This window comes from Agrobacterium sp. SORGH_AS 787 (assembly GCF_030819035.1).
Lineage (GTDB): Bacteria > Pseudomonadota > Alphaproteobacteria > Rhizobiales > Rhizobiaceae > Agrobacterium > Agrobacterium larrymoorei_B.
In genome coordinates this window covers 1,730,444-1,754,102 of record NZ_JAUTBG010000002.1, presented here as the reverse complement: position 1 = coordinate 1,754,102, position 23,659 = coordinate 1,730,444, and the positions used below count along the sequence as shown (strand labels likewise).

Annotated in this window: 22 protein-coding genes and 2 tRNA genes; 16 read left to right on the top strand and 8 right to left on the bottom strand. The window is 57.1% G+C overall.

Annotated elements, in window-relative coordinates; translation table 11 throughout:
• The first annotated feature begins 78 nt into the window (after window positions 1-78).
• Window positions 79-1,065 carry an NAD(P)H-quinone oxidoreductase gene (locus tag QE435_RS17645; RefSeq protein ID WP_309773170.1) on the top strand — a complete coding sequence of 329 codons (987 nt, stop codon included), beginning with the start codon at window positions 79-81 and terminating at the stop codon, window positions 1,063-1,065.
• A 359-nt stretch (window positions 1,066-1,424) separates the two neighbouring features.
• Here the strand turns inward: QE435_RS17645 and QE435_RS17640 are convergent, their stop codons facing one another.
• The 4 genes from QE435_RS17640 to QE435_RS17625 all read right to left on the bottom strand — a co-directional run bounded on the left by QE435_RS17640 (window position 1,425) and on the right by QE435_RS17625 (window position 5,351).
• Window positions 1,425-2,462: a sulfate/molybdate ABC transporter ATP-binding protein gene (locus tag QE435_RS17640; RefSeq protein WP_349042155.1), complete on the bottom strand. Its 1,038-nt coding sequence runs from the start codon at window positions 2,460-2,462 to the stop codon at window positions 1,425-1,427.
• 11 nt (window positions 2,463-2,473) lie between these two features.
• Entirely contained in the window at window positions 2,474-3,346 is an 873-nt protein-coding gene (gene cysW / locus QE435_RS17635) for a sulfate ABC transporter permease subunit CysW (protein WP_349042154.1), read from the bottom strand.
• Window positions 3,339-4,196, bottom strand: a complete 858-nt coding sequence (gene cysT / locus QE435_RS17630; RefSeq protein WP_349042153.1) for a sulfate ABC transporter permease subunit CysT — start codon at window positions 4,194-4,196, stop codon at window positions 3,339-3,341. The genes cysW and cysT overlap by 8 nt, the downstream gene beginning before the upstream one ends.
• 129 nt (window positions 4,197-4,325) lie before the next feature.
• Window positions 4,326-5,351: a sulfate ABC transporter substrate-binding protein gene (locus QE435_RS17625; protein WP_306931515.1), complete on the bottom strand. Its 1,026-nt coding sequence runs from the start codon at window positions 5,349-5,351 to the stop codon at window positions 4,326-4,328.
• 524 nt (window positions 5,352-5,875) lie between these two features.
• Here QE435_RS17625 and QE435_RS17620 point away from each other — a divergent pair.
• From QE435_RS17620 to QE435_RS17575, 10 genes are all read left to right on the top strand, one after another.
• Entirely contained in the window at window positions 5,876-6,643 is a 768-nt protein-coding gene (locus QE435_RS17620) for a phosphoadenylyl-sulfate reductase (RefSeq protein WP_309772660.1), read from the top strand.
• A gap of 32 nt (window positions 6,644-6,675) precedes the next feature.
• Window positions 6,676-7,629 (top strand): sulfate adenylyltransferase subunit CysD, encoded by a 954-nt coding sequence (gene cysD, locus QE435_RS17615; RefSeq protein ID WP_062425850.1) that lies wholly within the window; start codon window positions 6,676-6,678, stop codon window positions 7,627-7,629.
• Window positions 7,629-9,104, top strand: coding sequence for a sulfate adenylyltransferase subunit CysN (gene cysN / locus QE435_RS17610; protein ID WP_349042152.1), 1,476 nt, complete (start codon window positions 7,629-7,631; stop codon window positions 9,102-9,104). Before cysD ends, cysN begins: the two co-directional genes overlap by 1 nt.
• A 464-nt stretch (window positions 9,105-9,568) precedes the next feature.
• A complete protein-coding gene (locus tag QE435_RS17605; RefSeq protein ID WP_349042151.1) occupies window positions 9,569-11,191 on the top strand; it encodes a hypothetical protein in 1,623 nt (540 codons plus the stop codon).
• A 55-nt stretch (window positions 11,192-11,246) separates the two neighbouring features.
• Complete coding sequence (locus QE435_RS17600) at window positions 11,247-11,999, top strand: NTP transferase domain-containing protein (protein WP_309772655.1); 753 nt, start codon at window positions 11,247-11,249, stop codon at window positions 11,997-11,999.
• Between the two features lies 1 nt (window position 12,000).
• On the top strand, window positions 12,001-12,384 hold the full coding sequence (locus tag QE435_RS17595; protein ID WP_309772653.1) for a hypothetical protein: 384 nt from the start codon (window positions 12,001-12,003) through the stop codon (window positions 12,382-12,384).
• Window positions 12,381-13,052 (top strand): NTP transferase domain-containing protein, encoded by a 672-nt coding sequence (locus QE435_RS17590; RefSeq protein ID WP_309772652.1) that lies wholly within the window; start codon window positions 12,381-12,383, stop codon window positions 13,050-13,052. The genes QE435_RS17595 and QE435_RS17590 overlap by 4 nt, the downstream gene beginning before the upstream one ends.
• Window positions 13,049-14,302, top strand: a complete 1,254-nt coding sequence (locus QE435_RS17585; protein ID WP_309772650.1) for a DUF711 family protein — start codon at window positions 13,049-13,051, stop codon at window positions 14,300-14,302. The genes QE435_RS17590 and QE435_RS17585 overlap by 4 nt, the downstream gene beginning before the upstream one ends.
• A gap of 13 nt (window positions 14,303-14,315) precedes the next feature.
• The gene (locus QE435_RS17580) at window positions 14,316-15,017 is read left to right on the top strand and encodes a class I SAM-dependent methyltransferase (protein ID WP_309772649.1); all 702 of its coding nucleotides are present in this window, start codon (window positions 14,316-14,318) and stop codon (window positions 15,015-15,017) included.
• Window position 15,018: 1 nt separating this feature from the next.
• Window positions 15,019-15,765 carry an aspartate/glutamate racemase family protein gene (locus tag QE435_RS17575; RefSeq protein WP_309772647.1) on the top strand — a complete coding sequence of 249 codons (747 nt, stop codon included), beginning with the start codon at window positions 15,019-15,021 and terminating at the stop codon, window positions 15,763-15,765.
• A 147-nt stretch (window positions 15,766-15,912) separates the two neighbouring features.
• On the opposite strand, the gene QE435_RS17570 is transcribed toward QE435_RS17575, so the two are convergent.
• Window positions 15,913-17,115, bottom strand: a complete 1,203-nt coding sequence (locus QE435_RS17570) for a glycosyltransferase family 2 protein (RefSeq protein WP_349042150.1) — start codon at window positions 17,113-17,115, stop codon at window positions 15,913-15,915.
• A gap of 386 nt (window positions 17,116-17,501) precedes the next feature.
• Window positions 17,502-17,578 (bottom strand) — tRNA-Pro (locus QE435_RS17565).
• Between the two features lie 242 nt (window positions 17,579-17,820).
• Between QE435_RS17565 and QE435_RS17560 the strand changes: the two genes are divergently transcribed.
• Entirely contained in the window at window positions 17,821-18,225 is a 405-nt protein-coding gene (locus tag QE435_RS17560) for a hypothetical protein (RefSeq protein WP_306931503.1), read from the top strand.
• 417 nt (window positions 18,226-18,642) lie between these two features.
• Window positions 18,643-20,322 carry a malate dehydrogenase (quinone) gene (mqo, locus tag QE435_RS17555; protein ID WP_349042894.1) on the top strand — a complete coding sequence of 560 codons (1,680 nt, stop codon included), beginning with the start codon at window positions 18,643-18,645 and terminating at the stop codon, window positions 20,320-20,322.
• A gap of 191 nt (window positions 20,323-20,513) precedes the next feature.
• Here mqo and QE435_RS17550 read toward each other — a convergent pair.
• Window positions 20,514-20,588 (bottom strand) — tRNA-Gln (locus QE435_RS17550).
• 266 nt (window positions 20,589-20,854) lie between these two features.
• Here QE435_RS17550 and QE435_RS17545 point away from each other — a divergent pair.
• The gene (locus QE435_RS17545; protein WP_349042149.1) at window positions 20,855-21,763 is read left to right on the top strand and encodes an MBL fold metallo-hydrolase; all 909 of its coding nucleotides are present in this window, start codon (window positions 20,855-20,857) and stop codon (window positions 21,761-21,763) included.
• 8 nt (window positions 21,764-21,771) lie between these two features.
• Complete coding sequence (locus QE435_RS17540) at window positions 21,772-22,221, top strand: DCC1-like thiol-disulfide oxidoreductase family protein (protein WP_306931501.1); 450 nt, start codon at window positions 21,772-21,774, stop codon at window positions 22,219-22,221.
• A gap of 1 nt (window position 22,222) precedes the next feature.
• Here the strand turns inward: QE435_RS17540 and QE435_RS17535 are convergent, their stop codons facing one another.
• On the bottom strand, window positions 22,223-23,143 hold the full coding sequence (locus tag QE435_RS17535; RefSeq protein WP_349042148.1) for a DUF1499 domain-containing protein: 921 nt from the start codon (window positions 23,141-23,143) through the stop codon (window positions 22,223-22,225).
• 240 nt (window positions 23,144-23,383) lie between these two features.
• Between QE435_RS17535 and QE435_RS17530 the strand changes: the two genes are divergently transcribed.
• Window positions 23,384-23,653, top strand: coding sequence for a hypothetical protein (locus QE435_RS17530; protein WP_062425861.1), 270 nt, complete (start codon window positions 23,384-23,386; stop codon window positions 23,651-23,653).
• Window positions 23,654-23,659: the final 6 nt, after the last annotated feature.

Below are 23,659 nucleotides of genomic sequence, written 5' to 3'. Positions count from 1 at the left end.
ATAAGCCATCCGGGTCACCTAAGTTTAGCTGACTGTAAGAAAGCTTTGAGGAGGCCACCCGTGTCACTGCCGTCCACCATGCGTTTTGTTGATCTCCCCAGCTTCGGCGGACCCGAGGTCATGACGTTTTCGAACGGGCCTCTGCCCTCACCCAAGGCCGGAGAGCTTCTGGTGAAGGTTCAGGCCGCCGGGATCAACCGACCGGATGTCGCGCAGCGTCAGGGGAATTACCCAGCCCCCAAAGATGCCAGCCCGATTCTAGGACTTGAGGTCGCCGGAGAAGTCGTCGCGCTCGGCGAAGGTGTCAGTGATTTCCAGATTGGCGACCGGGTCTGCGCGCTTGCCAATGGCGGCGGCTATGCTGAGTACTGCGTGGTGCCGGCGGGCCAGGCGCTGCCCTTCCCGACTGGCTATGATGCGGTCAAGGCGGCGGCTGTGCCGGAAACCTTCTTCACCGTATGGGCCAACCTCTTCCAGATGGCGGGCCTTACCGAAGGCGAGAGCGTTCTCATCCACGGTGGCAGCAGCGGCATTGGCACAACGGCGATCCAGCTCGCCAAAGCCTTTGGTGCGGAGGTCTATACCACTGCGGGCTCGAAGGAGAAATGCGACGCCTGTGAGAAACTCGGCGCCAAGCGAGCGATCAATTACCGCGAGGACGATTTCGCCGCGGTCGTCAAAGAGGTGACCGGCGGCAAGGGCGTCGATGTGATCCTCGACATGATCGGCGCCTCCTATTTCGAAAAGAACATCGCCTCGCTCGCCAAGGATGGCTGCCTGTCCATCATCGCCTTCCTGGGTGGCACGATTGCTGAGAAGGTCGATCTGCGCCCCATCATGGTCAAGCGCCTCACTGTGACCGGATCGACCATGCGGCCGCGCACCGCGGACGAAAAGCGCGCCATCCGCGATGAACTCGTCGAGCAGGTCTGGCCGCTGTTGGAAAGCGGCAAAGTGGCCCCTGTCATTCATGACGTGATCGATTTTGATCAGGTTGCGGAGGGTCACCGGCTGATGGAAAGCAGCAGCCATATCGGCAAGATCGTGATGCGCGTCAGCGCGTAATATCAGAGACTTGGCGTCGGCGCCCGGCAACCCGGCTGGCTTTCTGTGCGTCACGCTGCCGTTTGCGGACTATCGCGGCTTGTTCGGGTAACGACATCGATATAAGGGCGCCCTCTTGCAATCGGCGCGAATCAGATTACCTTCATACTATGTTCAACGTAGAGAAAGGAAGGTGATCCAATGTCTAGTGAGATTTCGGTCTTCGTAGCAGGCAATGGAAAGGATTTGATTTTGACGAGGCAGCCCTCGGCCTGATCCGCCTTCCCTTCGAAACGTTGCAAAACGTTTCGGGTCTGAAACAGTGACCAAACTCATGGAAGGGCCGCTCGAAGCGGCCCTTTTCCGTTTCTTCGTTGTACTTACTTGCGAAAGACCTGCCAGCGGGTCGGGCGAAAGCGCACCTCGTTACCGACGGAAACCGATGCGTCGAGCGGCACCTCGATCTCCAGATGGTAGGGCGCGTGGCCGTTATTGGCGATATCGACTTCCGCAATGCGGGTCCCAGCGAGGCGACGACAGGTGGTGACCTTCCCGTAAAGCGCGTCGCGCTCTTGCGTCAGCACCACATCTTCCGGACGGAAGAACAGATCGCCCTCTCCATCGCCGCCTTCAGCAAGACCGACGCTCTCCTGTTGAAACAGGATTTGGCCAGTCTGGATCTTGACCGGAAGGCTGGAGGATTCGCCAATGAACGAAAAGACGAAGGGGGAGTTCGGCGTGTCGTAGACATCGTCCGCCGTGCCAACCTGCTCGATCTTGCCCTGGCTCATCACCACCACGCGGTCAGCCAGCTCCAGGGCTTCTTCCTGATCATGGGTGACGAAAACGGTGGTGTGGCCTGTGCGATCGTGAAACTCGCGAAGCCAACGACGAAGCTCCTTGCGCACCTTGGCATCCAAAGCACCGAAGGGTTCATCCAACAGCAAAACCCGCGGCTCAATGGCAACGGCGCGCGCAAGCGCGACACGCTGACGCTGGCCGCCTGATAGCTGGTTGGGATAACGTTTCTCTAATCCGGACAGATGAACCATGTCCAGCAGTTCTGAAACTCTTCTGCGGATTTCTGCTTTTGGCGGACGCGTCGCAGACGGTCGTACCTTGAGGCCGAAGGCAATATTTTCGGCAACCGTCATATGACGAAACAGCGCGTAGTGCTGGAAGACGAAGCCGACATTGCGCTCCTGCACGGAACGATGCGAGGCATCCTCGTCGCCAAAGAAAATCTGTCCCGCGGTTGGCTGCTCGAGGCCTGCGATAAGACGCAGAAGCGTCGTCTTGCCGGACCCGGAGGGACCGAGCAATGCGATCAGTTCGCCGGAACGGATATTGAGCGACACGTCGTTCAACGCCGGGAAGCGATCGAACTGCTTGGTAATGCCGGAAACCTTCACTTCCATAGATATGCCCTTCAATGCTTGCCGGCAGCGTTGCCCGCGCCAAAGCGTATTTCGAGAATGGTTTTGAGTACAAGGGTAACAAGCGCAAGACCTGCCAGCAGCGTGGCGACGGCAAAGGCGGCTCCGATATTGTACTCGTTATAGAGAATTTCGACATGCAGCGGCATGGTGTTGGTCTCGCCGCGAATATGACCGGACACCACCGAAACGGCGCCGAACTCGCCCATGGCGCGGGCGTTACACAACAGCACGCCGTAGAGCAGGCCCCATTTGATGTTGGGCAGCGTGACATACCAGAAGGTTTGCCAGCCGGACGCGCCCAGCGAAATGGCTGCTTCCTCGTCTCCGGTTCCCTGATCCTGCATCAATGGGATCAGTTCGCGGGCAACGAATGGAAAGGTGACGAAGACGGTCGCAAGAACGATGCCCGGTACAGCGAACAGGATTTCGATGCCATAGCTCTTCAGCCAGGGTCCGAGCACACTGTGGGAAGAAAACAGGATGACATAGACGAGGCCGGAAATCACCGGTGAGATGGAAAATGGCAGGTCGATCAGCGTGATGAGGAAAGCCTTGCCCTTGAACTCGAACTTGGCGATGGCCCAGGCGGCAGCCACCCCGAAGATCAGATTGAGCGGCACAGAGATGGCGGCGACCAGAAGCGTCAGGCGAATGGAGGCGAGCGCATCCGGCTCTACGATCGCTTCCCAGAAGGATTCCACACCTTTGCGGAAGGCTTCGACGAAGACGGCCACCAGAGGCAGCACAAGAAACAGCGCCAAGAAAAGGAAGACCACAAGAAAAAGGGCAAGCTTTGCTGGCAGCCCCTCGCTTGCCGGATCGCGGAACGGCCTGGAGGGAAGGATTTGAGCTTTATCAGGCATAACCATACCTCTTACGGCTCCAGGCCTGAATGAGATTGATGACGAAGAGCATCGCAAAGGAGATGATCAGCATGATGGTGGCGATGCCCGTCGCGCCCGCATAGTTGAATTCCTCAAGCCGGATGACGATCAGGAGCGGAGCGATTTCCGACACATAGGGGATGTTGCCGGCAATGAAGATGACGGAGCCATATTCCCCGACGCCGCGGGCAAAGGCGAGCGCAAAACCCGTGAGAATGGCGGGAACGAGACCAGGCAGCAGAATGCGGGTGATCGTCTGGAAACGGTTGGCGCCGAGCGTGGCCGCAACCTCTTCCACCTGCCGGTCGATTTCTTCCATCACCGGCTGCACGGTGCGCACGACAAAGGGCAAGCCGATGAAGATCAGAGCAATGACAATGCCAATTGGAGTGAAAGCAATCTTGATGCCAAGCGGTTCGAACAGTGAGCCGATCCAACCGCGATTGGAATAGAGCGTCGTCAGCGCAATACCTGCAACCGCAGTCGGCAATGCGAAAGGCAGATCAACGATCGCATCGACGAAGCGACGCCCTGGGAAGCGATAGCGTACCAGTACCCAGGCGATGATGACGCCGAAGAAGGCGTTGACGAGCGCTGCGATGAAGGCCGTGCCGAAACTGATGCGCAGCGCATTCAAGGTTCTGCTGTCGGTGGCAATGGCCAGGAACTCGGAAAATCCGAGTTGGGCCGTGGACCAGATAAGGCCGCCGAGGGGAATGAGAATAATGAGAAAAAGATAGGTAATCGTGTAACCGAGCGTCAGGCCAAATCCTGGCAAGACGCTAGACTGACGCCACTTCCATCCGCTTTGCGATGGGGTATTGCTCATCGAGGCTCCGGGTAAACTGATGGCTTGACGAGCCATCATATGCGCTATCGACCGGCCGTGAAGCCAGTCGATCCAATCTGCTCATCGCCGGGCGGCACCAGGCCGCCCAATCGTTTGCACATCATCCACTTACTTGGCAGGCTTGTAAATCTGGTCGAAGATGCCGCCATCGCCGAAGTGTTCCGGCTGTGCCTTGGCCCATCCGCCGAAGATCGGATCATCGATGGTGACGAGCTTGATATCCGGCAGCTGCTTCAGGAGATCCTTGGAGACAACGGATGGGTTGCTCGGACGATAGAAATGCTTGGCCGCGATATTCTGGCCCTCATCCGAGTAGAGATACTGCAGATAGGCCTCGGCCACCTTGCGGGTTCCCTTGGCATCCACGTTGGCATCGACCACCGCGACTGGCGGTTCGGCCAGAATGGAGATCGGCGGAACGACGATTTCGAAAGCATCCGCACCGAATTCCTGTCCGGCGAGATAGGCTTCGTTTTCCCAGGCCAACAGAACGTCGCCGATCTGGCGCTGAGCAAAGGTTACAGTGGAACCGCGGGCCCCTGTATCCAGAACCGGAGCACGCTTGTAGAGTTCACCCACATACGCCTTGATCTTATCCTGGTCGCCTTTGAATTCTTCATTCGCCCAGGCCCAGGCAGCAAGATAGTTCCAGCGCGCGCCACCCGACGTCTTGGGATTTGGCGTCACGATCTGCACGTCACCCTTCACCAGATCGCCCCAGTTATGGATGCCCTTTGGGTTTCCCTTGCGCACGAGGAAGACGATGGTGGACGTATAGGGTGAGGAATTGTGCGGCAGGCGGGTGCGCCAGTCTGGATTGATCTTGCCGCTGTTCTTGACGATGGCGTCGATATCGCTCTGGAGCGCCAGCGTGACGACATCGGCCTCGAGTCCGTCGATAACGGAGCGGGCCTGCTTGCCTGAGCCGCCATGCGACTGCTGGATGGTGACATCCTCACCCGTATCGGCCTTCCACTTCTTGGCGAAGGCCTCGTTGAAGTCCTTGTAAAGTTCTCGCGTCGGATCATAAGACACGTTGAGAAGCTTCGTTTCGGCCAAGGCCGGTCCGACAGCACCCAATGTGACAGACAGGCTGAGCGCGACGGCGCTGAGGCTGGAAAGAAATTTCGACATCACTACCCTCCTGGATGCGTTCGGCCTCACAGTAGCGGTTGAGGCTGTGGGGTCAATCAGGTGCGATTTATTCGCAAAAGTGTTTCCCTGACGCCCATTCCGACAATACGAAACACGCCGCCGAGGAAAAGAATGGCGGAACAAGTCATGCGCCAAAAGACCGACCTGCGCAAAACTGGTTCACAATTTTGCCCTATTTTGCGAGATCACGCGTAAAAAAATTGCGTGATCGGAATGTTATTGCGCTTCAAACATTCCAGACAGACGAACTCGAGGTGGCTCAGCAAAGAAAAAGTCTATCAAAATTAGAGAAAATATCGCGATCTATCTTGCAATTCGGGACGAACGAGGCTTAATTCGCCGGATTGATTTGGGCGCTACTTCGCTCTTTTGGGACTCTTTTGCGCATAAACACGCCGCAAGAGAGATATTTGCTCATTAGCGTTCGACAGAAGCATGCTGGTTTCTGTCACAAATGGCATCTTTCGGCGATTATCGGGACACTAGAGTTTCGGAATCGAGAAATGACGATCAATACGCCCCCGCAGACCATTTCCAGCCACAACGTGACGTCGCTTGATGCGACTCTGAAAGATCTCAACCTCGTTGAGAGACTTGCCTTTGTCTCTGGCCTTGGGTCGCGGGTGGTCTTTACCACCAGCCTCGGCATCGAAGATCAGGTCATTACTGCCGCGATCGGCACGCATCGCTTGCCTATCGACGTCGCCACGCTTGAAACTGGGCGTCTTTTTGCCGAGACGGTTCGTTTGATCGAAGAAACGGAAGACCGCTATGGTCTGACGATCACCCGCTTCTATCCAGAGCAGGACGATATTGACGCCTATGCTGAGAAATATGGCCTGAATGGCTTTTACGAGAGCGTCGAGGCGCGCCATGCCTGCTGCCATGTGCGCAAGCTCATTCCCCTGGCCAAAGCGCTTGACGGTGCTGGTTTCTGGATAACGGGCCTGCGCCGGGGACAATCAGGCAATCGAGCCTCCACGCCGTTTGCCGAGTTTGACGCTGAGCGCAACCTCATCAAGATCAACCCGCTTGCGGACTGGGACATCGATACGATCAAGGCCCATGTCGCGGCGGAAAACATTCCCGTCAATCCACTCCATGCACGCGGGTACCCGTCTATCGGCTGTGAGCCCTGTACTCGCGCCATCAAGCCCGGCGAACCAGAGCGTGCCGGTCGCTGGTGGTGGGAAAATGACGAGAAGCGCGAATGCGGCCTGCATGTTGCCGAAGCCGCGCAAAGCTCGATCAGTCCCGCCCCACAAAACTAACAATTCAATTCAGTACATTCCCGGAGTTTAAAATGTCCAATGCAGTTCCGGAAACGGAAGGCACCAGCGTCAGCACACCCAAGCAGCCGCTCGATCCCCATCTCAAAGCCCTCGAAAACGAAGCCATCCATATTTTCCGTGAAGTTGCCGCCGAGTTCGAGCGTCCTGTGATGCTCTACTCTATCGGCAAGGATTCGTCCGTGCTGCTACACTTGGCGCGCAAGGCATTCTTTCCGGGTCGCATCCCCTTCCCGCTTCTGCACGTCAATACCGGTTGGAAGTTCAAGGAAATGATCGAATTTCGCGACAATATCGTCAAGGAATATGATCTCGACCTGATCTCACACACCAACCCACGTGGCGCTGCGGAGAACGTGACGCCATTTACGCATGGCTCAGCGCTCTACACCGATATCATGAAGACGGAGGCTCTGCGTCAGGCGCTCGACGCCGGCAAGTTCGATGCCGCTTTCGGCGGTGCGCGCCGCGACGAGGAAGCCAGCCGCGCCAAGGAGCGCATCTATTCCTTCCGCACGCCCGACCATAAGTGGGATCCGCGCAACCAGCGTCCGGAACTCTGGAACATCTATAATGGCATGGTGCGCCAGGGCGAAAGCGTGCGCGCCTTCCCGCTGTCCAACTGGACCGAGGTCGATATCTGGCGGTATATCCAGGCGGAAAACATTCCGCTCGTTCCGCTCTATTATGCCAAGGAGCGCCCCTATATCGAGCGCGATGGCATGATGATCCTGGCGGAAGACGAGCGGTTGGAACTGCAGCCTGGCGAAGAGGTAAAGTATGATTCGATCCGCTTCCGCACACTCGGCTGCTTCCCGCTGACGGGTGCGATCCATTCCGAGGCGACCACGCTGGACGAGGTCATCGCCGAGCTTGAGATCGCCACCGTCTCCGAAAGGCAGGGCCGCGCCATCGACCGCGACCAGTCGGGCTCCATGGAAAAGAAAAAGCGCGAGGGCTACTTCTGATGACACAGACCTCCACAGCACAATCCGCCACCATACTGCCCTTCGTCGAGCCGGCGAAAGCCGTCAAGGATACCCGCCCGCTGCGCCTCATCACCTGTGGCAGCGTGGATGACGGAAAGTCGACGCTGATCGGCCGTCTGCTTTGGGACACCAAGGCGGTAAAGGAAGATCAGGCTGCGACGCTGAAGCGTGACAGCGGCAAGCAGAACGATTTGGGCCTCCCAGACTTTGCGCTGCTGCTCGACGGTCTCCAGGCCGAGCGTGAACAGGGCATCACCATCGATGTCGCCTATCGCTACTTCGCAACCGACAAGCGCGCTTTCATCGTCGCAGACACGCCCGGTCATGAGCAATATACCCGCAACATGGCAACCGGCGCCTCGACCGCAGATCTTGCTGTGCTTCTGGTGGATGCCCGCACAGGCATCCTGGAACAGACGCGCCGTCACGCCACGATTGCAGCGCTGATGGGCATTCGCCAGTTCGTGTTGGCCGTCAACAAAATCGACCTGACCCACTACGACAAGGCCGGTTTTGAGCTGATTGCGCATGACTTCAAGGAATTCGCGCTGTCGCTCGGCATCAAGCAGATCGTTGCCATTCCCATGTCGGCGCTGAAAGGCGAGAATGTCGTGCTCTCCGGCAAGGCCTCCATGCCGTGGTATGATGGCCCGACGCTGGTGGAAACCCTGGAGCTTGCGACGGTTCGCTCCACCCAGACCGGCGGCTTCCGCCTGCCCGTGCAGCGCGTCTCTCGCCCGGGCGAAAGTTTTCGCGGCTATCAGGGGACGGTTGCCGGTGGCGCCGTGAAGCCTGGTGACTCTGTCGTCATCCTGCCATCGGGCATGGTGGCAAACGTCAAGCAGATCGTCACCTTCGATCTGGTGCGCAATGCCGCCGTTGCCGGCGACGCGATCACGCTGGTTCTCGATCGTCAGGTCGACGTGTCTCGCGGCGACATGATCGTTTCGATCGATGCACAGCCCCAAACGGGTCTTGCCTTCGACGCGCAGATCGTTGCACTACAGCCGGGTGGCATCGAGCCGAACAAGCGCTACTGGCTCAAGAGCGGCAGCCGTCGCCAGCGCGTCAGCGTTCAACCGGTGACCCAGCTGGACCTGAAGAACGGTCACTGGCAGGCCCATGCCGAAACGCTGCCGATGAACGCCATCGGCAAAGTGCGCCTGAGCTTCGACGAAACGGCGATCTTCGACCCTTACGAGCAGAACCGCTCTACGGGCTCCTTCATCCTGATCGACCCGGACACCAACAACACGGTGGCGGGCGGCATGATTGTCGGCAAGCGCAGCGATACGGGCAAGATTTCCGACGGCGAACGCGTCATTCTCTCGCTCCCCGCCGATCTTGCGGAGGCGCTGCTGGCTAGCGAATCGCTCTCGTCGCGACGTGATGAAATCGAACTTCGAAGAACAAGCGCGAAGGCCGCGTCGAGGCTTCTTGAAGATCTCGAATAAACGAAAAGGCGCCGGACAATCCCGGCGCCTTTTTCGATTGACGTTTTTAATGTCTGATATTCAAAGTGTCTTAGATGCGTGGAATAATGTTTGTAGTTTCCCGTTTTATCGCTTGTAATCAGCACAAAACACTGGACGCGTTCGCACCGGATGTCTCAGAAAACGAACATCCACAGCAGCACGACGACGAAGAACGGTACGCCCAGCGCCCACAACAATAATCCTTTCAGCATGACATAACCTCCTTGTATATTAGAGGACAACGTCTGCGGGCACACCATGTTCCAAAACGATTTTTTCTCTTCGTGGACTGCCTTTCGCCCACATACACCCTATTCATATTAATCGAGCGAAATCGACGGATGCGTCGTCGCTTTTCGAATGTCAGGCTTTTTTGCAGAGGTGGGTCAGCCTGACACAAGTGAGCGATGTGAAGGTGCCGCAAAATACTGCGGAAGGTCACCATGAACAATTTTGCCGCCCCCACGTCCTCAAATCTCCTGGAGTCCGTCAACGAAAAGCTCGATCACCTCATGGCATCGTTCTCCGTGCTTGCCGAGCGGCAGCAGGTGACGGATGAAATCATGACGGAATTGGTGACGTTCTTTCAGCGTTTCCGCGAGGACACGATCGAGGGTAGCGAACGCAATTTGGAGGAAATACGGGCAGCGACAGACGTCTTCATGAGCCGAACGAACGACGTCGCAGAAACAACCGTCAGACTGACAGAGGCCGTTGTCGCCGGACTTCGCGACGTAACCGCAGTGAGTGAAGAGGCGTCGAAAGAACATTATCTCGCCCTTCGTCATTTGGCGCAGACGAGCCTGCGTAAGGCGCCGCTGGGCTCAACTCGGATTCGCTGCATGTTCCTCGTCCACATGATCGAATCATGGGACGCGCAAATAGACGTGTATTATGCAATGAAGAGCGATCCGCGCTTCGATCCTGTCGTGATCAGCATTAACAGGTCATTTCCCGGAGACAAGGACTTCGGCGGTGAAGAGGTCGTCAGCAAGGCACTCAGTGACTTGAAGATTGAACATGTTCGCATCGCCACGCACGACGTCGCCGAAGCGCGGGAGATGCTTGGATACCTCGCGCCTGACGTGATTTTCCGCCAATCGCATTGGGACAACGATTACCCGCCGGCGTTCTCGACATCGGAGCTATCCATTGCGAAGTTGTGCGTTATTCCTTACGGCATGTCGATAGTGCAGAAATTCGTTCACTCCGATCCGACGCCAGAAACCGTCTCTCCGATGGCTTTCGACCAACCGTATCATCGCTCCGCATGGCGGATTTTTTGCGAGACCGAGCAAACAAGAACCTATTTCAAGAGCTTTCAGCACTCTCACCCTGGCAAGTTCGTCCTTTCCGGCTACCCGAAGCACGAGCGATTAAGGAAGGCCATTGGCCAGGGCAAATGGCCCTTGCCGGATGGCGGGGGCAAGCCTTTCCGCGTGATATGGGCACCGCATCATTCGTTGGATGACAACTGGCTGGCTTTCGGCGTGTTTCATCAGGTTTACAAGGACATGTTGCGCTGGGCGCAAAGCGCACCGGACATTCAGTTCGTCCTGAAACCTCACCCCGCGTTGTTCGGTACTGCAGTCGGTCTTGGCCTGCTGTCTCAAGGCGAACTTGAAGAGTTCAAGCGCGAATGGCGTGCGTTACCAAACTGCGCGATCGAGGAGGGGTTATATGCAGAAATCTTCGCTGCATCCGACCTGATGCTGACAGACGGGCTTTCCTTCCTCACAGAGTATCAGCTTTTCGACAAGCCACTCGTGTTCATCGACTCTCAGCGCCACGTGCCGTTGAACGCCCTTGGCCAACTCGCGCTAGAATGCGCCGATACCGTAACCTCCGTATCGCAGGCGGAAGATACAGTGATGGCTTACCTGAACGGCAAGCCATGGGGGCATGAGGAGGCACGCAGGCGTCTACGGGAAATCATGCTTCCGAACGAACGGCCTTCCGCGGATATCATTGTTGATGCCATTGCAGAAGGGCTCGGTATCCACCGCGCTCCGCAATATGGCTTATCCATCTCCGCTGATCAGCCTGAGAAAAGTTTCGGACATTAAAACCTTCGAGGACAAGGGACATGGCGCATCCGACAGGATGCAGGTTGGAGTGGGTATGAACATCGTTTTTCTGGCAGCGGGGCGCGGAAGCCGTTTATCGGAACTGACGATCGACACCCATAAGTCGCTGTTACCCGTGGCAGGCAAACCTGCTTTACAGCACATTCTCGACATTGCTGTGGCGTCAAAACCGCGCGACATCGTCATCGTAACCGGCTACAAGAACGACGATATCGAGGCCTTCATCCGCTCGGCCTACGGCGATGCCATCCGCACGGTTCTGAACGAACGCTATGCGTCTGACACGAATATTCTCTCCACTGATATCGGCGTCGATGCCTTGCATCGTCCTCATGACGGCTATCAGATCGTTGAAACCGACATTGTGATGCAAGCTGCCGGATGGCAGAGAATTTTTCGCGGTGAGCGTAATGTGTCCGAATGGTCCACGCGTGGCATCTACAGCTACAATTTGACGGGCGGCGCTTTGAAGGCAGACGAGAATGGTCAAGTCGAGGGCATCGTCTACGCTCCCCAATATGATGCGCGATATGAGGGCTGGTCCAAGCTTCTCGGCACGCTTTACGTTGGCAAAGGCGAGGTGGAGGCCGACCGGCGGATCCGCAAACAGGCAATCGGCAAGACGATCGCCCAATACTACATGACCCCTTGGGCGGAGAATCTGGAGGAGCTGCCATGCAGCAAGCTCGATCTGAGCACGTTTTTCGCGGCGTCCTACAACGATGTGAACGCATATCTAAATGCCACCCAAGCATTTGAAAAAATGGCAGCAGGACACGGAGCGTAAGGTGAAAGTCGAACTCGTAGAGGTGGCAGACCTCAAGCACATCGAAGGCTATAGCAAGCGCCGTGTGGAGTGGCTCAAGGAAAAGGTGCTCAAAGAGCAGGTATGGAACAAGCCGCTTGCGCTTGATGACAAGCACGCGCTGGTCATGGATGGTCAGCATCGCATGGAGGTTGCTCGCGCGCTCGGCTTCAAGCGCGTGCCTGCGGTGAAGTTCAGCTATGCCGACATCGAAATCTGGAGCCTGCGTCCCGGAAAATATGAGTTCGATTGGAAAATGGTGACAGAGCGTGCGCTGAGCGGCGATATCTTCCCTTATAAGACCGTTAAGCATCGCTTCCCCGGCGACCTGCCTGTGATCAGCTACACTCTGGATGAACTGCGATGAGCAAGGTAGAACGCGCCATCATTCTGGCAGCTGGCAGGGGCCACCAGCTCGATGGCTACACCAAGATCCTCATTCGACATCCAAAGACCGGCAAGACGATCCTCGACCACGCAATCGAGGCTTTTGGCGAGAAGCAGATAACTGTGGTCGTCGGCTTCCGCGCCGTACAGATCATGGAGCAGTACCCACAGCTCGACTACGTCGTCAATTACGACTGGGCTCTGACCAATAATGCCATGAGCCTTGGCCTAGCCCTGGATGAACGGCCTGCCTATGTCGTCTCCGGCGATGTGTTTTTTGACCAGCCACTGATTAACATGCTAGATGATGCGCCCGCCAATCTGGCGCTGACTGAAACGCGTGAAAATCGCACGCTGACCGCCATTCACTGCATGTTGCGGGAAGACGGTAGTGTGGCAGAAACCTATCAGGGTGCTGTTCGCAACGTGCATCACCCGGAAGCCATTGGTCTGTTCAAGATCAGCGACAGCGATCTCCTGCAACGCTGGAAGAAGCTGTGCGTGCGTCATGGCAATCTTTTTGTTGGCCAGACCCTCCCTTGCGATGGTGCGCCGATTTTCTCCACAGCTGTGGGTGACCACCCCTTCGTTGAGATCAACACCCCCGGCGATTACCTAAACTTCATGGAACGGTGCCGAAAGCAATGATAAGATCCGTCACGGTTGGCATACCCGTCGGGGTAAGGTCCCCCGCCGAACTCGAAGAAGGCGCGAAGATGCTAATCGCGGAGGCGCGAAGCATTCTTGGTGACGCCAACATGGTGCCGCGCACGATTCGCTACACGCTGCCGGCCGTCGGCCCCAAGGGGGAAGATGATGGCACGGTTCTTTCGACGCTGCGTTGGATTGACAATCTGGCCGCCGAAACAGGCGTCCGCTGGTTCTGCCTGCCGTTTGATTTTGTCGAAGAGGGTCCGCGACGCCAGCGTCTTTCGACCGCGCTCGATATCATTACCCGCTTCCCCAGGCTCTTCATGAACCTGATCGTTGCCGACGAGGAACGGTTGTCGGTTCCCGCCATCAATGATGTGGCATCGCTGGTGGCCAAAATTGCGCGCAAAAGCAATAATGGCTTCGATAATTTCCGTGTCGGCGCGTCCTGCGGCTGCCCAGCCAATGCCCCCTTTTTTCCCTTCTCCCGCCACGAAGGCGATGAGATTGCTTTTAGCTTCGCGCTGGAGACAACGGGGATTGCGCTCGCCGTCGTCCAGGAATTCGGCACCGCGCCGGATCTCGATCTCTTCCGTGACCGATTGGTCGAGCGACTGACCGAATCGCTTAGCGAGATCCATGCGCTCGGCGAAGAGATCGCAGCGCGAACGGGTACGATCTATAAGGGGCTCGACGCTTCCTTCGCTCCCTTCCCAGACGGTGAAATGTCGGTGGCGACCCTTGTCGAGCATCTTCTTGGCGCGCCCGTCGGCAGCCATGGCAGCGTCTTCATCACCGGCATACTCACCGATGCGATCCGTGCCTCGCTGCGTAACAGTGGCGCGCTGAGTGTCGGCTTCAACGGCGTCATGTATTCACTGATGGAGGACAACGCCCTCGCCGCCGCCAACAGCCGTCGCAACATCAATATGGATGCTATGGTATCTCTTTCGGCCGTCTGCGGCTGTGGCGTGGACATGGTTCCTATCAGCGGCAACAGCTTCCCCGAAGAGATCGCCGGCTTAACGCTCGATATTGCGCAAATGGCCTTGTCACTTCACAAGCCACTTGGCGTTCGCGTTTTGCCGATCCCCAACAAGTCCCAGAACGAGTTCACCGAATTCAATCTCGATTTCCTGTGCGACAGCCGGGTGGTTGGCCTCCAGGCGCATGATCGCAGACTGAACACATCGGCCGCGACTCTCAATCTTCTCTCCCCGCGTTTCTCCAACTCCCTCAACAGCTAAGGTTTCCGAAGACATGCTCGATAAGGACAAGGTCAAACGCTTCTGGGACGATCGGGCATCGACGTTCGAATCAGTCGCCTTCGAAAGCATCGCGAATCTGGAGCAGGACAAGAACAACCTGGAACTCAAGATCGATCTGGAGACACAAAAGGTTTTCGACTGGCTTGGCGATGTTTCAGGCAAGTCGATTCTAGATCTTGGTGCGGGCGTTGGGCAATGGACTTTCCGGTTCGCCGCACGTGGATGCAGCAAGGTGACTGCGGTGGAGTACTCCGCGCCGCTCGCCGAGATCGGCAAAAAAGAGGCGCTGCGCCAGACAGCCACAAATGTAGAGTTCATCGTCTCACCAGCGGAAAAATACGTCGCGACGGAACCGTACGACATCGTCTTCATCTCCGGCCTTTTCGTCTATTTGAATGACGATCAGGCCGAAGAGCTGATGCAAAATCTTCCAAAGGCCTGCGGAAAGAACACCACCCTCCTGCTGCGGGATGGAACAGGCATTCTAGACCGCCACGAGATCAACGATAGGCTCTCGGAACACCTGCAGTCAAATTATTCAGCAACTTACCGCACGCGCGACCAGTACGTCGGCATGTTCGCAGCCGCAGGCTTCAGCGTACTGCGCGATGAAAACATGTTCGAGGAAGGAAACCCGCTGAATAAGTATGCGGAAACGCGCCTGCGGATCTATCAGTTTAAACCGGACGCGTGACATGCCAACAATCATCCCGCCTGGCGGCGCAGTCGATTGGCCTGCACAAGAAGGTACTTTGGGCGTCATTGGCGTCGCTCCATGGGCAACGATCGAATTTCTACGGGCCTTTTATACCCTGATACCGGCGTCAAAAGACTGGCACTATCCGCGCGTTATCACCGATACCAATACCAAGCTGCCAAGTCGTGGACGTCATCTTCAGCTTGGTGAGCGCGATCCGTCACCCTTCATTGCAGAAACCATCGAGGAGATGGCAGCCCTTGGCGCCACTGTCATCGTACTTCCCTGCAACACAGCTCATATTCTATATGACCGCTGGGCGTCGGCGTCGCCCGTTCCCGTGCCGCATATTGTTCAGGAAACAGTGTATCGGGCTGCGCTCAACGGCGCTCGCCTCGTGACGGCGTTCTCGTCGACGTCCCTTGCAAGCTCCGATCTTTATGGCTCTTTCATTGAGAAGAGCGGAATGTTCTGTTACCGGCTCGAAGCCAGCGATCAGGCGCTGATCTCCGCGATGCTGGAAGAGGTGAAAGTAAGGGGCGCTGTAGGGGCGCTCAACCTAGAGCATTTGCGTCTATTGTGTGAGACCTTGCGGCGGGCAGAGGTCGATACCGTTCTCCTGGGTTGCACGGAGTTATCGGGTATTGCACCGCATCTTCAAGCGGCAGGTCTTGCCGTCTTCGATTCCAACCTTGCCCTTGCGGAAAGCGCTCTGGCTCTCGTCAACGGCACCTCCTCCCTCTGATAAACCCGTAGTCTCATCGCTGCAGCCCCGCATCATCGAGCTTGAGGATACGGCGATCAAGTTGATATGTTTCTCCAGCCTCATATGGTCAAAAAAACACGCCTGTCGTCGGACAGGCGTGTCTTGCAAAACGACGCAAACACTTGATCAAATGAACTGCTCAAGATAACTGGAGAGGTCGAAACCCGCGTCGCCGCGCTTCATCGGCTCTCCGAAGCTTGGATCCATCCGCAGCCACGCGTGAGGGCCGCTATCGCCTAAGGGGATGTCGCGGGTCATACGCTGTTGCAGCGATGGATGCAGGAGTTCAATGATGTCGTCGGTAATCATGGGGTCGACCACCACCGGCTGGAGACTAAACGCCTCGGCCTCCTTCGCGGCCAGGGAAAGTCCAGCGAGTTGCTTGATCGTATCCGGTGACGATTCGGAGAGCGGCACTTCCTGATAGGCGCGCATACGGTGATAAAGAATATACGCTTCGGGCCAGTTCCCCGTCTCGATATGCAGCCTCAGCGCAACGCTTTGTCGGTTGAGCATGAACATGATCAGCTTGTTTAGGAAATCTTGACGCTCATAGCCGGACGGCTTCTTATGCTTCCACATCAGTGACGCAAGAAATTCCAGGCCTCCACGATAGGTATCCCACTGGAACATGCATTCATTGTTGCCCTGCTGCAGGCGAGGATCGTCCGAGATGGCGGTAACGCGCGCAAACGGCTCCGGCATGAAGAGGATTTCGGTATGTTCAAGCGCCCTTCCAGTGAAGAGATAGGCCCAGAAGATGAACGGCGTCGCACTCGAAATGGATTTCGCCAGGATATCTCGCCGAACGATCATGAATTCTGGAAAGATATGATACCCGAAGATGACATCGAGGAAAGCGCCATAATCACCCTTGGCTATCCGCGTAGGACCGGAAACGCGGTAGAACGGCCCAACGTCCCGCTGGCCGCCACGCGCATCCACCAACATCCAGGGGGCCTGAACCATACCGACACCTGGATCGCGCTCCATGATCTCGATATACCCCTTGACCTTCTCGGGAATGAGCAGATCGTCATCGCCCAGAAACACCGCATAGCGTCCGCGCGCGCGGCGCATCGCAAAGGCGTAGTTGCTGACGAAACCGGAATTCTTCACCCGGCGATAGGCATTGATTTCGGGGATACCATCCAGGGACTCGATATAGGCGCCCGTATCGTCCGTCGAGCAATCATCAACGATAACAATTTCGAAAGGTACCTGAAGCGCCCGGAACCGCTCCAGATGAAAGGATACATTCCGCTCCAGCAGGAACTGGCGATTGTAGGTAGGAACACAGATAGACAGAAGAATTTCAGAATTCGACATCGCGACGGCCGCCTGCAAACAACGATGACATCGACCATCAGGGACGAATTCGCCTTGAGGCAGGAACACGGCTTTAACGCCTCAACTACCGGGAAAATTCGCAAAGCCCGAAGACGGATGCGGATTGATCTTTGGTCCGACCCAACCTTCTTGCCCCGTAACAAAAGCGGGAAGACGGATCATCGAGACAGCCTTAGCGCGTCCGGCTTTTGCGAAACTTATGGAGTTCGTTAACTGATGCGTGCTGACGGCCGCACGCCTGGACCGGACAGTACGACACTTATCACTCGCCAGATAATGCAAAAGATCCAGCCATAGTTAGCGTCAGTTGCAATCGATTTTGGAGGGTTATCGGGACCTAAAACCTTGGCCGCACAGGCTTAAGCTGGTCGGAGTGAGAGGATTCGAACCTCCGACCCCGTCGTCCCGAACGACGTGCGCTACCAGACTGCGCTACACTCCGTGACCAGCGGCGTTTCTATAGACCAGCATCCGGCTCTCGACAAGCGGCGGTTACGAAATTTTTGTGACATGTGCTTCGGAAAGAAATGAAGGAGTTAGGTGCGCGGGAATCGTTACAAAAAAGCAATTGTGGCAAGAAATTTTGATCAGCGCTTCACTTGGCACTGCCCAGTTCCTGTAAATCTGTTAGGGGAAACGCATTTCCCGGCGACGATGCCGGACAGGCACAAAGGACCTTTCACCATGCGTTTGCGCATTGCACTGCTCGCGGGCCTCTCCATCGCCCTCTCCGCTTGCACCACCACGCCCTCCATCGCCACGAAGAGCCCGGTCGAGACCCGTTGGGTCGGCCAGTCCGCTGGCATCTTCTTTGCCAAGTTCGGCCCGCCTCTCAGCGATGTATCCAATGGCAACAGCACGACCTACACATGGCGTGGCGGTTACAAGAAGGCGAAGATTCCAGCGAAGTATGATGAAAAGGACGGCAAGCGTGGCCGCCAGATTTCTCCGGCTCGCAGCGCCTCTCTGTCTTGCACCGTTCAGTTGAACGTCGATTCCAACTACAAGATCAGCTCGATCCGCACCGTTTCCGATCGTCCGGGCGTCAACGGTCCGAGCTACTGCGCGGAATTCCTCGCCGGCGAATAAAGGCTCGACCTCATTGCGAAGCCTGCACCGCCCGCCTGATTTCGTCAGGCGGGTTTTCTTTTGTATTGAGAAGAGTGGCTCACTGCTCTTGCAGTCCCGCGCATGCCAGCCATGCAAAAATGCATATCTTCAATCTAGACCGATTTAATTTAGGCATAGCTCAATTCGCGTCGATTTGCGCAATACGAGACGGCACGACCTATATGTCCGTAAACGCTTATAAAATGCGTCAGGAATGATTTGCTGCGCCTCCTGGATTCTGCCGCACTAACATTTCTTTGACAATCAAAGGAGCGATTTCAGCCTCGTGCTGGCCATGTTGTGACATGGAGGTCGATGGTCTATTGCGGCGCACAATTCTAATAAAGCGCAATTTAATAGGGTAGCGACGTGATCAAGAACGATAAGGGCAGCACACTGCCAACCGAATTTTCCCACAACTCCTTCACCATAACCCGTCGGCAGGTTCTTGGAACTGCCTTGGCAGGTCTCGCTGCCGCTGCCCTCCCTGGCGTTCCGGCGCTCGCTCAATCGGCCGATAAAAAAGCGGACGTGCTGCTCATCGGTGGCGGCATCATGAGTGCGACGCTCGGCATCTGGTTGCGCGAGTTGGAGCCGAACTGGTCGATCCAGATGCTTGAGCGCCTGGATGCGGTGGCTCTTGAAAGCTCCAATGGCTGGAACAATGCCGGCACCGGGCACTCTGCACTTGCGGAATTGAACTACACGCCCGAAACCGCCAATGGCGGCATCGATATTTCCAAGGCGGTCGAGATCAACGAGTCCTTCCAGATCTCCCGCCAGTTCTGGGCCTGGCAGGTGCGCAATGGCGTTCTGAAAAATCCGCGCTCCTTCATCAACCACACGCCACATATGAGCTTTGTCTGGGGCGATGAGAATGTTGCCTATCTTGAAAAGCGCTATGAAGCGCTGAAGGCGAGCCCGCTGTTTGCCGGCATGCAATATTCGACCGATCCGGAACAGATCAAGAAGTGGGTGCCGCTGATGATGGAAGGACGTGATCCCTCCCAGAAGATCGGCGCCACCTGGTCGCCGCTCGGCACCGATATGGAGTTTGGCGAGATCACCCGCCAGTTTGTGTCTCACCTCAAGAGCACGTCGAATTTCGACATGCAGGTTTCCAGCGACGTCGATGCCATCGAGCGCAATGCCGATGGCTCCTGGCGCGTCAGCTACACCAATTCGACGAGCGGTTCCGAGCACTCGATCGACGCGAAATTCGTCTTCATCGGCGCTGGTGGCGGCGCGCTTCATCTGCTGCAAATGTCCGGCATTCCGGAGGCCGAAGATTACGGTGGCTTCCCGGTCGGCGGCTCGTTCCTGGTCAACGAGAACCCGGATGTCAGCATGCTGCATCTGGCAAAGGCCTATGGCAAGGCATCGGTCGGCTCTCCGCCCATGTCCGTGCCGCACCTCGACACCCGCGTCATCGGTGGCAAGCGCATCGTTCTCTTCGGACCGTTCGCAACCTTCTCTACCAAGTTCCTCAAGGAAGGTTCCTATTTCGACCTTCTGACCTCTACGACCATGAGCAACATCTGGCCGATGATACAGGTCGGCGTCGAGGAGTATCCGCTGGTTGAATATCTGGCCGGACAGTTGATGTTGTCCGACGAAGATCGGATCGCGGCACTGCGCGAATATTTCCCCAAGGCAAAGGCGGATGAGTGGCGCCTGTGGCAGGCGGGCCAGCGCGTGCAGATCATCAAGCGCGATCCGGAAAAGGGCGGCGTCCTGAAGCTCGGCACAGAAGTCGTTGCCGCCAAGGATGGCAGCATTGCAGGCTTGCTCGGTGCTTCTCCGGGCGCCTCCACCGCCGCCCCGATCATGCTCGGGGTGCTGCAGAAGGTCTTCAAGGACAAGGTGGCTTCGCCGGAATGGCAAGCGAAACTGCGCGAGATCGTTCCAAGCTACGGCACAAAGCTGAATGCGGATCCGGAGAAAGTTCAGCAGGAATGGGATTATACTGCCGAACATCTGCAACTGCCGACACCGCCACGCATCGATGTGAGCGCGCTAACCACATCGGCTCCGACCGACGCGCCGGTTAAGAAGACGCCGGATATGGCGCTTTAATCAAATCGAAACATCGATCCTTAAAGCCGCGTACCCTATGGGCGCGGCTTTTTGCCCGGAAGGCACGAGACGGGCGCTAAAGAAACCAGAGAGCCGACTCTATTCAGATCCTCAACGATCGCGAAAAGCCTTAGCATCTGGTCAGCGTCTCAATGCGCTCTGCATTGCATGATCAAAATGAGAAGAAAAAATGGCTGGGGCGCCAGGATTCGAACCTGGGAATGCCGGTACCAAAAACCGGTGCCTTACCGCTTGGCGACGCCCCAACGAAGCAAGTGGGTAAAACGCCACTGCCTGAACGGCGCCTGATTAGCAAAGCATGGCGGCAGCGGCAATCATTAAGTTTGTGCTGGTCCAGATTTCTTGTGGGTGCTGTGGTATCTTCGTGATAGGTCGTGAACGACCAGGATGGCCGCAAAAGCGCTAAGCGGCTTTACGATGATCCCATGCGCTAAAACAACGGCTTGAGACGTGCCGCGAACTTACAAAATCGCGTGTCGTTGTACCAAGCATTGTGAAGAGCTTTCGCACCATGGCAGACCCCGCATTCGATCTTGAATTTCAACCGGCCTACGGCACGGCGGTGACTGTTGCGGAGAATGTTCAACGGCTCACGGTCAACAATCCGTCGGCCTTCACCTTCCATGGCACCAACAGCTATATCGTCGGCGATCGCTCGGTGGCGGTCATCGATCCGGGTCCGGAGGATGAAGATCATTTTCAGGCACTGATGCGTGCGCTGGAAGGCCGTGAGGTGACGCATATTTTCGTCAGCCACACGCACCGGGATCACTCACCGCTGGCGAAACGGCTTAAAACAGCGACCGGCGCAATCACCGTGGCTGAAGGGCCGCATCGTTCGGCGCGGCCGCTGCATGACGGTGAGCGCAGTCCCTTCGCGGAAAGCGCCGATAGCGATTTCGTGCCGGATCTGGCTCTTGGCGACGATGAGACAGTGACGGGCGATGGCTGGGCGCTGACCGCACTTCACACGCCGGGTCACACGGCCAACCATGCGGCTTTCGCGCTGGATCGTGACGGCATCGTTTTTTCCGCAGACCATGTGATGGCCTGGGCAACGACCATCGTTGCGCCGCCGGATGGCGCGATGAGCGACTATATGGCCTCGCTCGACAAGCTTCTCGAACGGGATGACAGGCTGTTCCTGCCCGGCCATGGTGGTCCAGTCAAAGATCCGGCGGCCTTCATGCGCGGGCTTCGCACCCATCGCCGCATGCGGGAAAAAGCTGTGCTGACGAGGATCAAGGCGGGGGACCGGACGATCGCGGAGATGGTGAAGGTGATCTACCGCAGCACCGATCCGCGCCTGCATGGCGCAGCGGCGCTTTCCGTTCTCGCTCATATCGAAGATCTGATTGAAAAAGGTCTGATTGAGACCGATGGTCCGCCGTCGTTGACCGGTCTTTATCTGCCGAAATAGGGGAACGGATGAGCGCCGCCTATAGCTATCGCAACGACCCCTCCGTTCCGCACTTCCTGGACGATAAGCCATTGATCATCTTCGATGGCGAATGCGGTTTCTGCTCCCGGGATATCGATTTCGTTCTTCGCCGCGACAAGCAAGGGCTGTTTCGGTTCACGCCGGCGCAATCTCCTCTCGGTGCCGCGCTGATGCGTCATTACGGTTTCCGCACCGATGATTACGAGACGAGCCTTCTCATCGAGAACGGCGTCGTCCATGCTTACTCCGACAGCGTGCTGCGCGTGATCGAACTGCTGGGCGGCATGTTGGGGATGACCGCAACAGTGATGCGCCTGGTGCCGCGCTTCCTACGCGATCGGGTCTACCGGCTGGTTGCTCGAAACCGCATGAAGATTGCCGGGCGGCGCCAGACGTGCCGGGCACCCACGCCGCAAGAGCGCGAGCGTTTCTTGTAGATTAGTTGTCGTTGAGACCCTGCATCTCAGCGTCCAACGCGTCGAGATAGCTGTCGGCGATCTTCTTGCCCATACCGAGATCATGCGGACCGAAGCGCGAGGCGACGCGGACATCCACAAGTGTCGTTTCCGTGTCTTCGCGCAGGCGGATCAAGACATCGAAACGCGCACCCAAAATAAGAGTGCGCATATCTCCCTGCATCAACACGGTGCCGCTGCCATTGAAGAAGGTCGGTGCCGGTGCTTCCGCCGGCCGTGCCAGCGGCACAGGCACAATGGCGGGCAGATCTTCGACGGGCGTGTCCGTGGCACCCTCCTGCACGTCCTGCTTTGGGGCACCCGGCTGCGCATCCGGCAAGGCACCAATCAGGCCGTCGGTCTGCAAGATGCGGATGTGCTGAGCCTTCGCCACCTTCCGCGCGGCGGTGTAGACCCGGTCGATCGCGCCTTCGTAGCGGTGGCCGAGGAAGCCGGGATAGGCCTCCAGCTGCGCGTCGCGTTCGGCTTTCGAGACGGCCGCCGGACGCGGCAGCCATTGCTGGTTGGCCGAGGGGATCGACAGCCAGTTCGGAACATCGACCGTATCGGTCGTCACATCATAGATTTGCGGTTTCTGCCAATAGAGGAAGCCACCATAGGCGACCACGCCAAGCGGGATGGCGGAGAGCAGCAAGGCGTAAAGCGACCACACCCCACCCTTTGCGCCGACAGACCAGAGACGTTGAAGACCGATGAGCGCAAGCACGACAGAGACAGCAGCAATGCCAGCGGAAATCAGGGTGAGCGCAATGAAGTCCGGCGTCGTCAGCGGACCGAACCGGTGCAAGGGTGCCGTAATCAGAAACAGCAGGAGGGCTGCAAAACCAAGATAACGGGAGAGATAAGCCGCATGGGAAACGGGTCTAACGAAACGCACTGTCATGAAGCAGCACCCGCACACACATGCATTACAAAAAAGCGCCCCAGAGACATTTGTCTGCCTGAATCACCGATACCGGGTTGTCATAAAGCGTTTCCGAAGGAAATGGAATCGCTGCACCGATTTTGCTTAACAGGGTACCGCAACCTTTCCTGAAAGCGGGACTTTTACACATCACCAATTGGGCGTATCAGAGCAAGAAAACGCCAAGCTGGGATCAGGGCTTCCAGAGGAGTGATGACTATGCGTGTTTCGATCGTTCTCGGTTCACTTGCCGCCATGCTGGCACTGACCGCTTGCCAGACGCTGACGCCGGAAGAGCGCCGCGCGCGCGACGAGGCAACCTGCCGCGGCTATGGCTTCCGCCCGAACACCGATCAGATGGCGCGCTGCCTGCTCGATCTCGATCTCGACCGCAGGGCCGATAACCGGGCATGGCAGGCGCAGGTCAACCGCGACATGTTCTGGTCACCGGTTGTTGTCGAACGCCGGGTCATTGTCGAAAACCGCTAACTGGCG

Bases quoted from the DNA above. Each gene is read 5' to 3' on its own strand.
- QE435_RS17600 (WP_309772655.1), top strand. From the start codon at position 11,247: ATGAACATCGTTTTTCTGGCAGCGGGGCGCGGAAGCCGTTTATCGGAA.
- cysN (WP_349042152.1), top strand. From the start codon at position 7,629: ATGACACAGACCTCCACAGCACAATCCGCCACCATACTGCCCTTCGTC.
- cysD (WP_062425850.1), top strand. From the start codon at position 6,676: ATGTCCAATGCAGTTCCGGAAACGGAAGGCACCAGCGTCAGCACACCC.
- QE435_RS17560 (WP_306931503.1), top strand. From the start codon at position 17,821: ATGCGTTTGCGCATTGCACTGCTCGCGGGCCTCTCCATCGCCCTCTCC.
- QE435_RS17540 (WP_306931501.1), top strand. From the start codon at position 21,772: ATGAGCGCCGCCTATAGCTATCGCAACGACCCCTCCGTTCCGCACTTC.
- QE435_RS17580 (WP_309772649.1), top strand. From the start codon at position 14,316: ATGCTCGATAAGGACAAGGTCAAACGCTTCTGGGACGATCGGGCATCG.
- QE435_RS17535 (WP_349042148.1), bottom strand. From the start codon at position 23,143: ATGACAGTGCGTTTCGTTAGACCCGTTTCCCATGCGGCTTATCTCTCC.
- QE435_RS17575 (WP_309772647.1), top strand. From the start codon at position 15,019: ATGCCAACAATCATCCCGCCTGGCGGCGCAGTCGATTGGCCTGCACAA.
- cysT (WP_349042153.1), bottom strand. From the start codon at position 4,196: ATGAGCAATACCCCATCGCAAAGCGGATGGAAGTGGCGTCAGTCTAGC.
- QE435_RS17605 (WP_349042151.1), top strand. From the start codon at position 9,569: ATGAACAATTTTGCCGCCCCCACGTCCTCAAATCTCCTGGAGTCCGTC.
- QE435_RS17570 (WP_349042150.1), bottom strand. From the start codon at position 17,115: ATGTCGAATTCTGAAATTCTTCTGTCTATCTGTGTTCCTACCTACAAT.
- QE435_RS17640 (WP_349042155.1), bottom strand. From the start codon at position 2,462: ATGGAAGTGAAGGTTTCCGGCATTACCAAGCAGTTCGATCGCTTCCCG.
- QE435_RS17530 (WP_062425861.1), top strand. From the start codon at position 23,384: ATGCGTGTTTCGATCGTTCTCGGTTCACTTGCCGCCATGCTGGCACTG.
- QE435_RS17545 (WP_349042149.1), top strand. From the start codon at position 20,855: ATGGCAGACCCCGCATTCGATCTTGAATTTCAACCGGCCTACGGCACG.
- QE435_RS17585 (WP_309772650.1), top strand. From the start codon at position 13,049: ATGATAAGATCCGTCACGGTTGGCATACCCGTCGGGGTAAGGTCCCCC.
- QE435_RS17625 (WP_306931515.1), bottom strand. From the start codon at position 5,351: ATGTCGAAATTTCTTTCCAGCCTCAGCGCCGTCGCGCTCAGCCTGTCT.
- QE435_RS17645 (WP_309773170.1), top strand. From the start codon at position 79: ATGCGTTTTGTTGATCTCCCCAGCTTCGGCGGACCCGAGGTCATGACG.
- QE435_RS17620 (WP_309772660.1), top strand. From the start codon at position 5,876: ATGACGATCAATACGCCCCCGCAGACCATTTCCAGCCACAACGTGACG.
- cysW (WP_349042154.1), bottom strand. From the start codon at position 3,346: ATGCCTGATAAAGCTCAAATCCTTCCCTCCAGGCCGTTCCGCGATCCG.
- QE435_RS17590 (WP_309772652.1), top strand. From the start codon at position 12,381: ATGAGCAAGGTAGAACGCGCCATCATTCTGGCAGCTGGCAGGGGCCAC.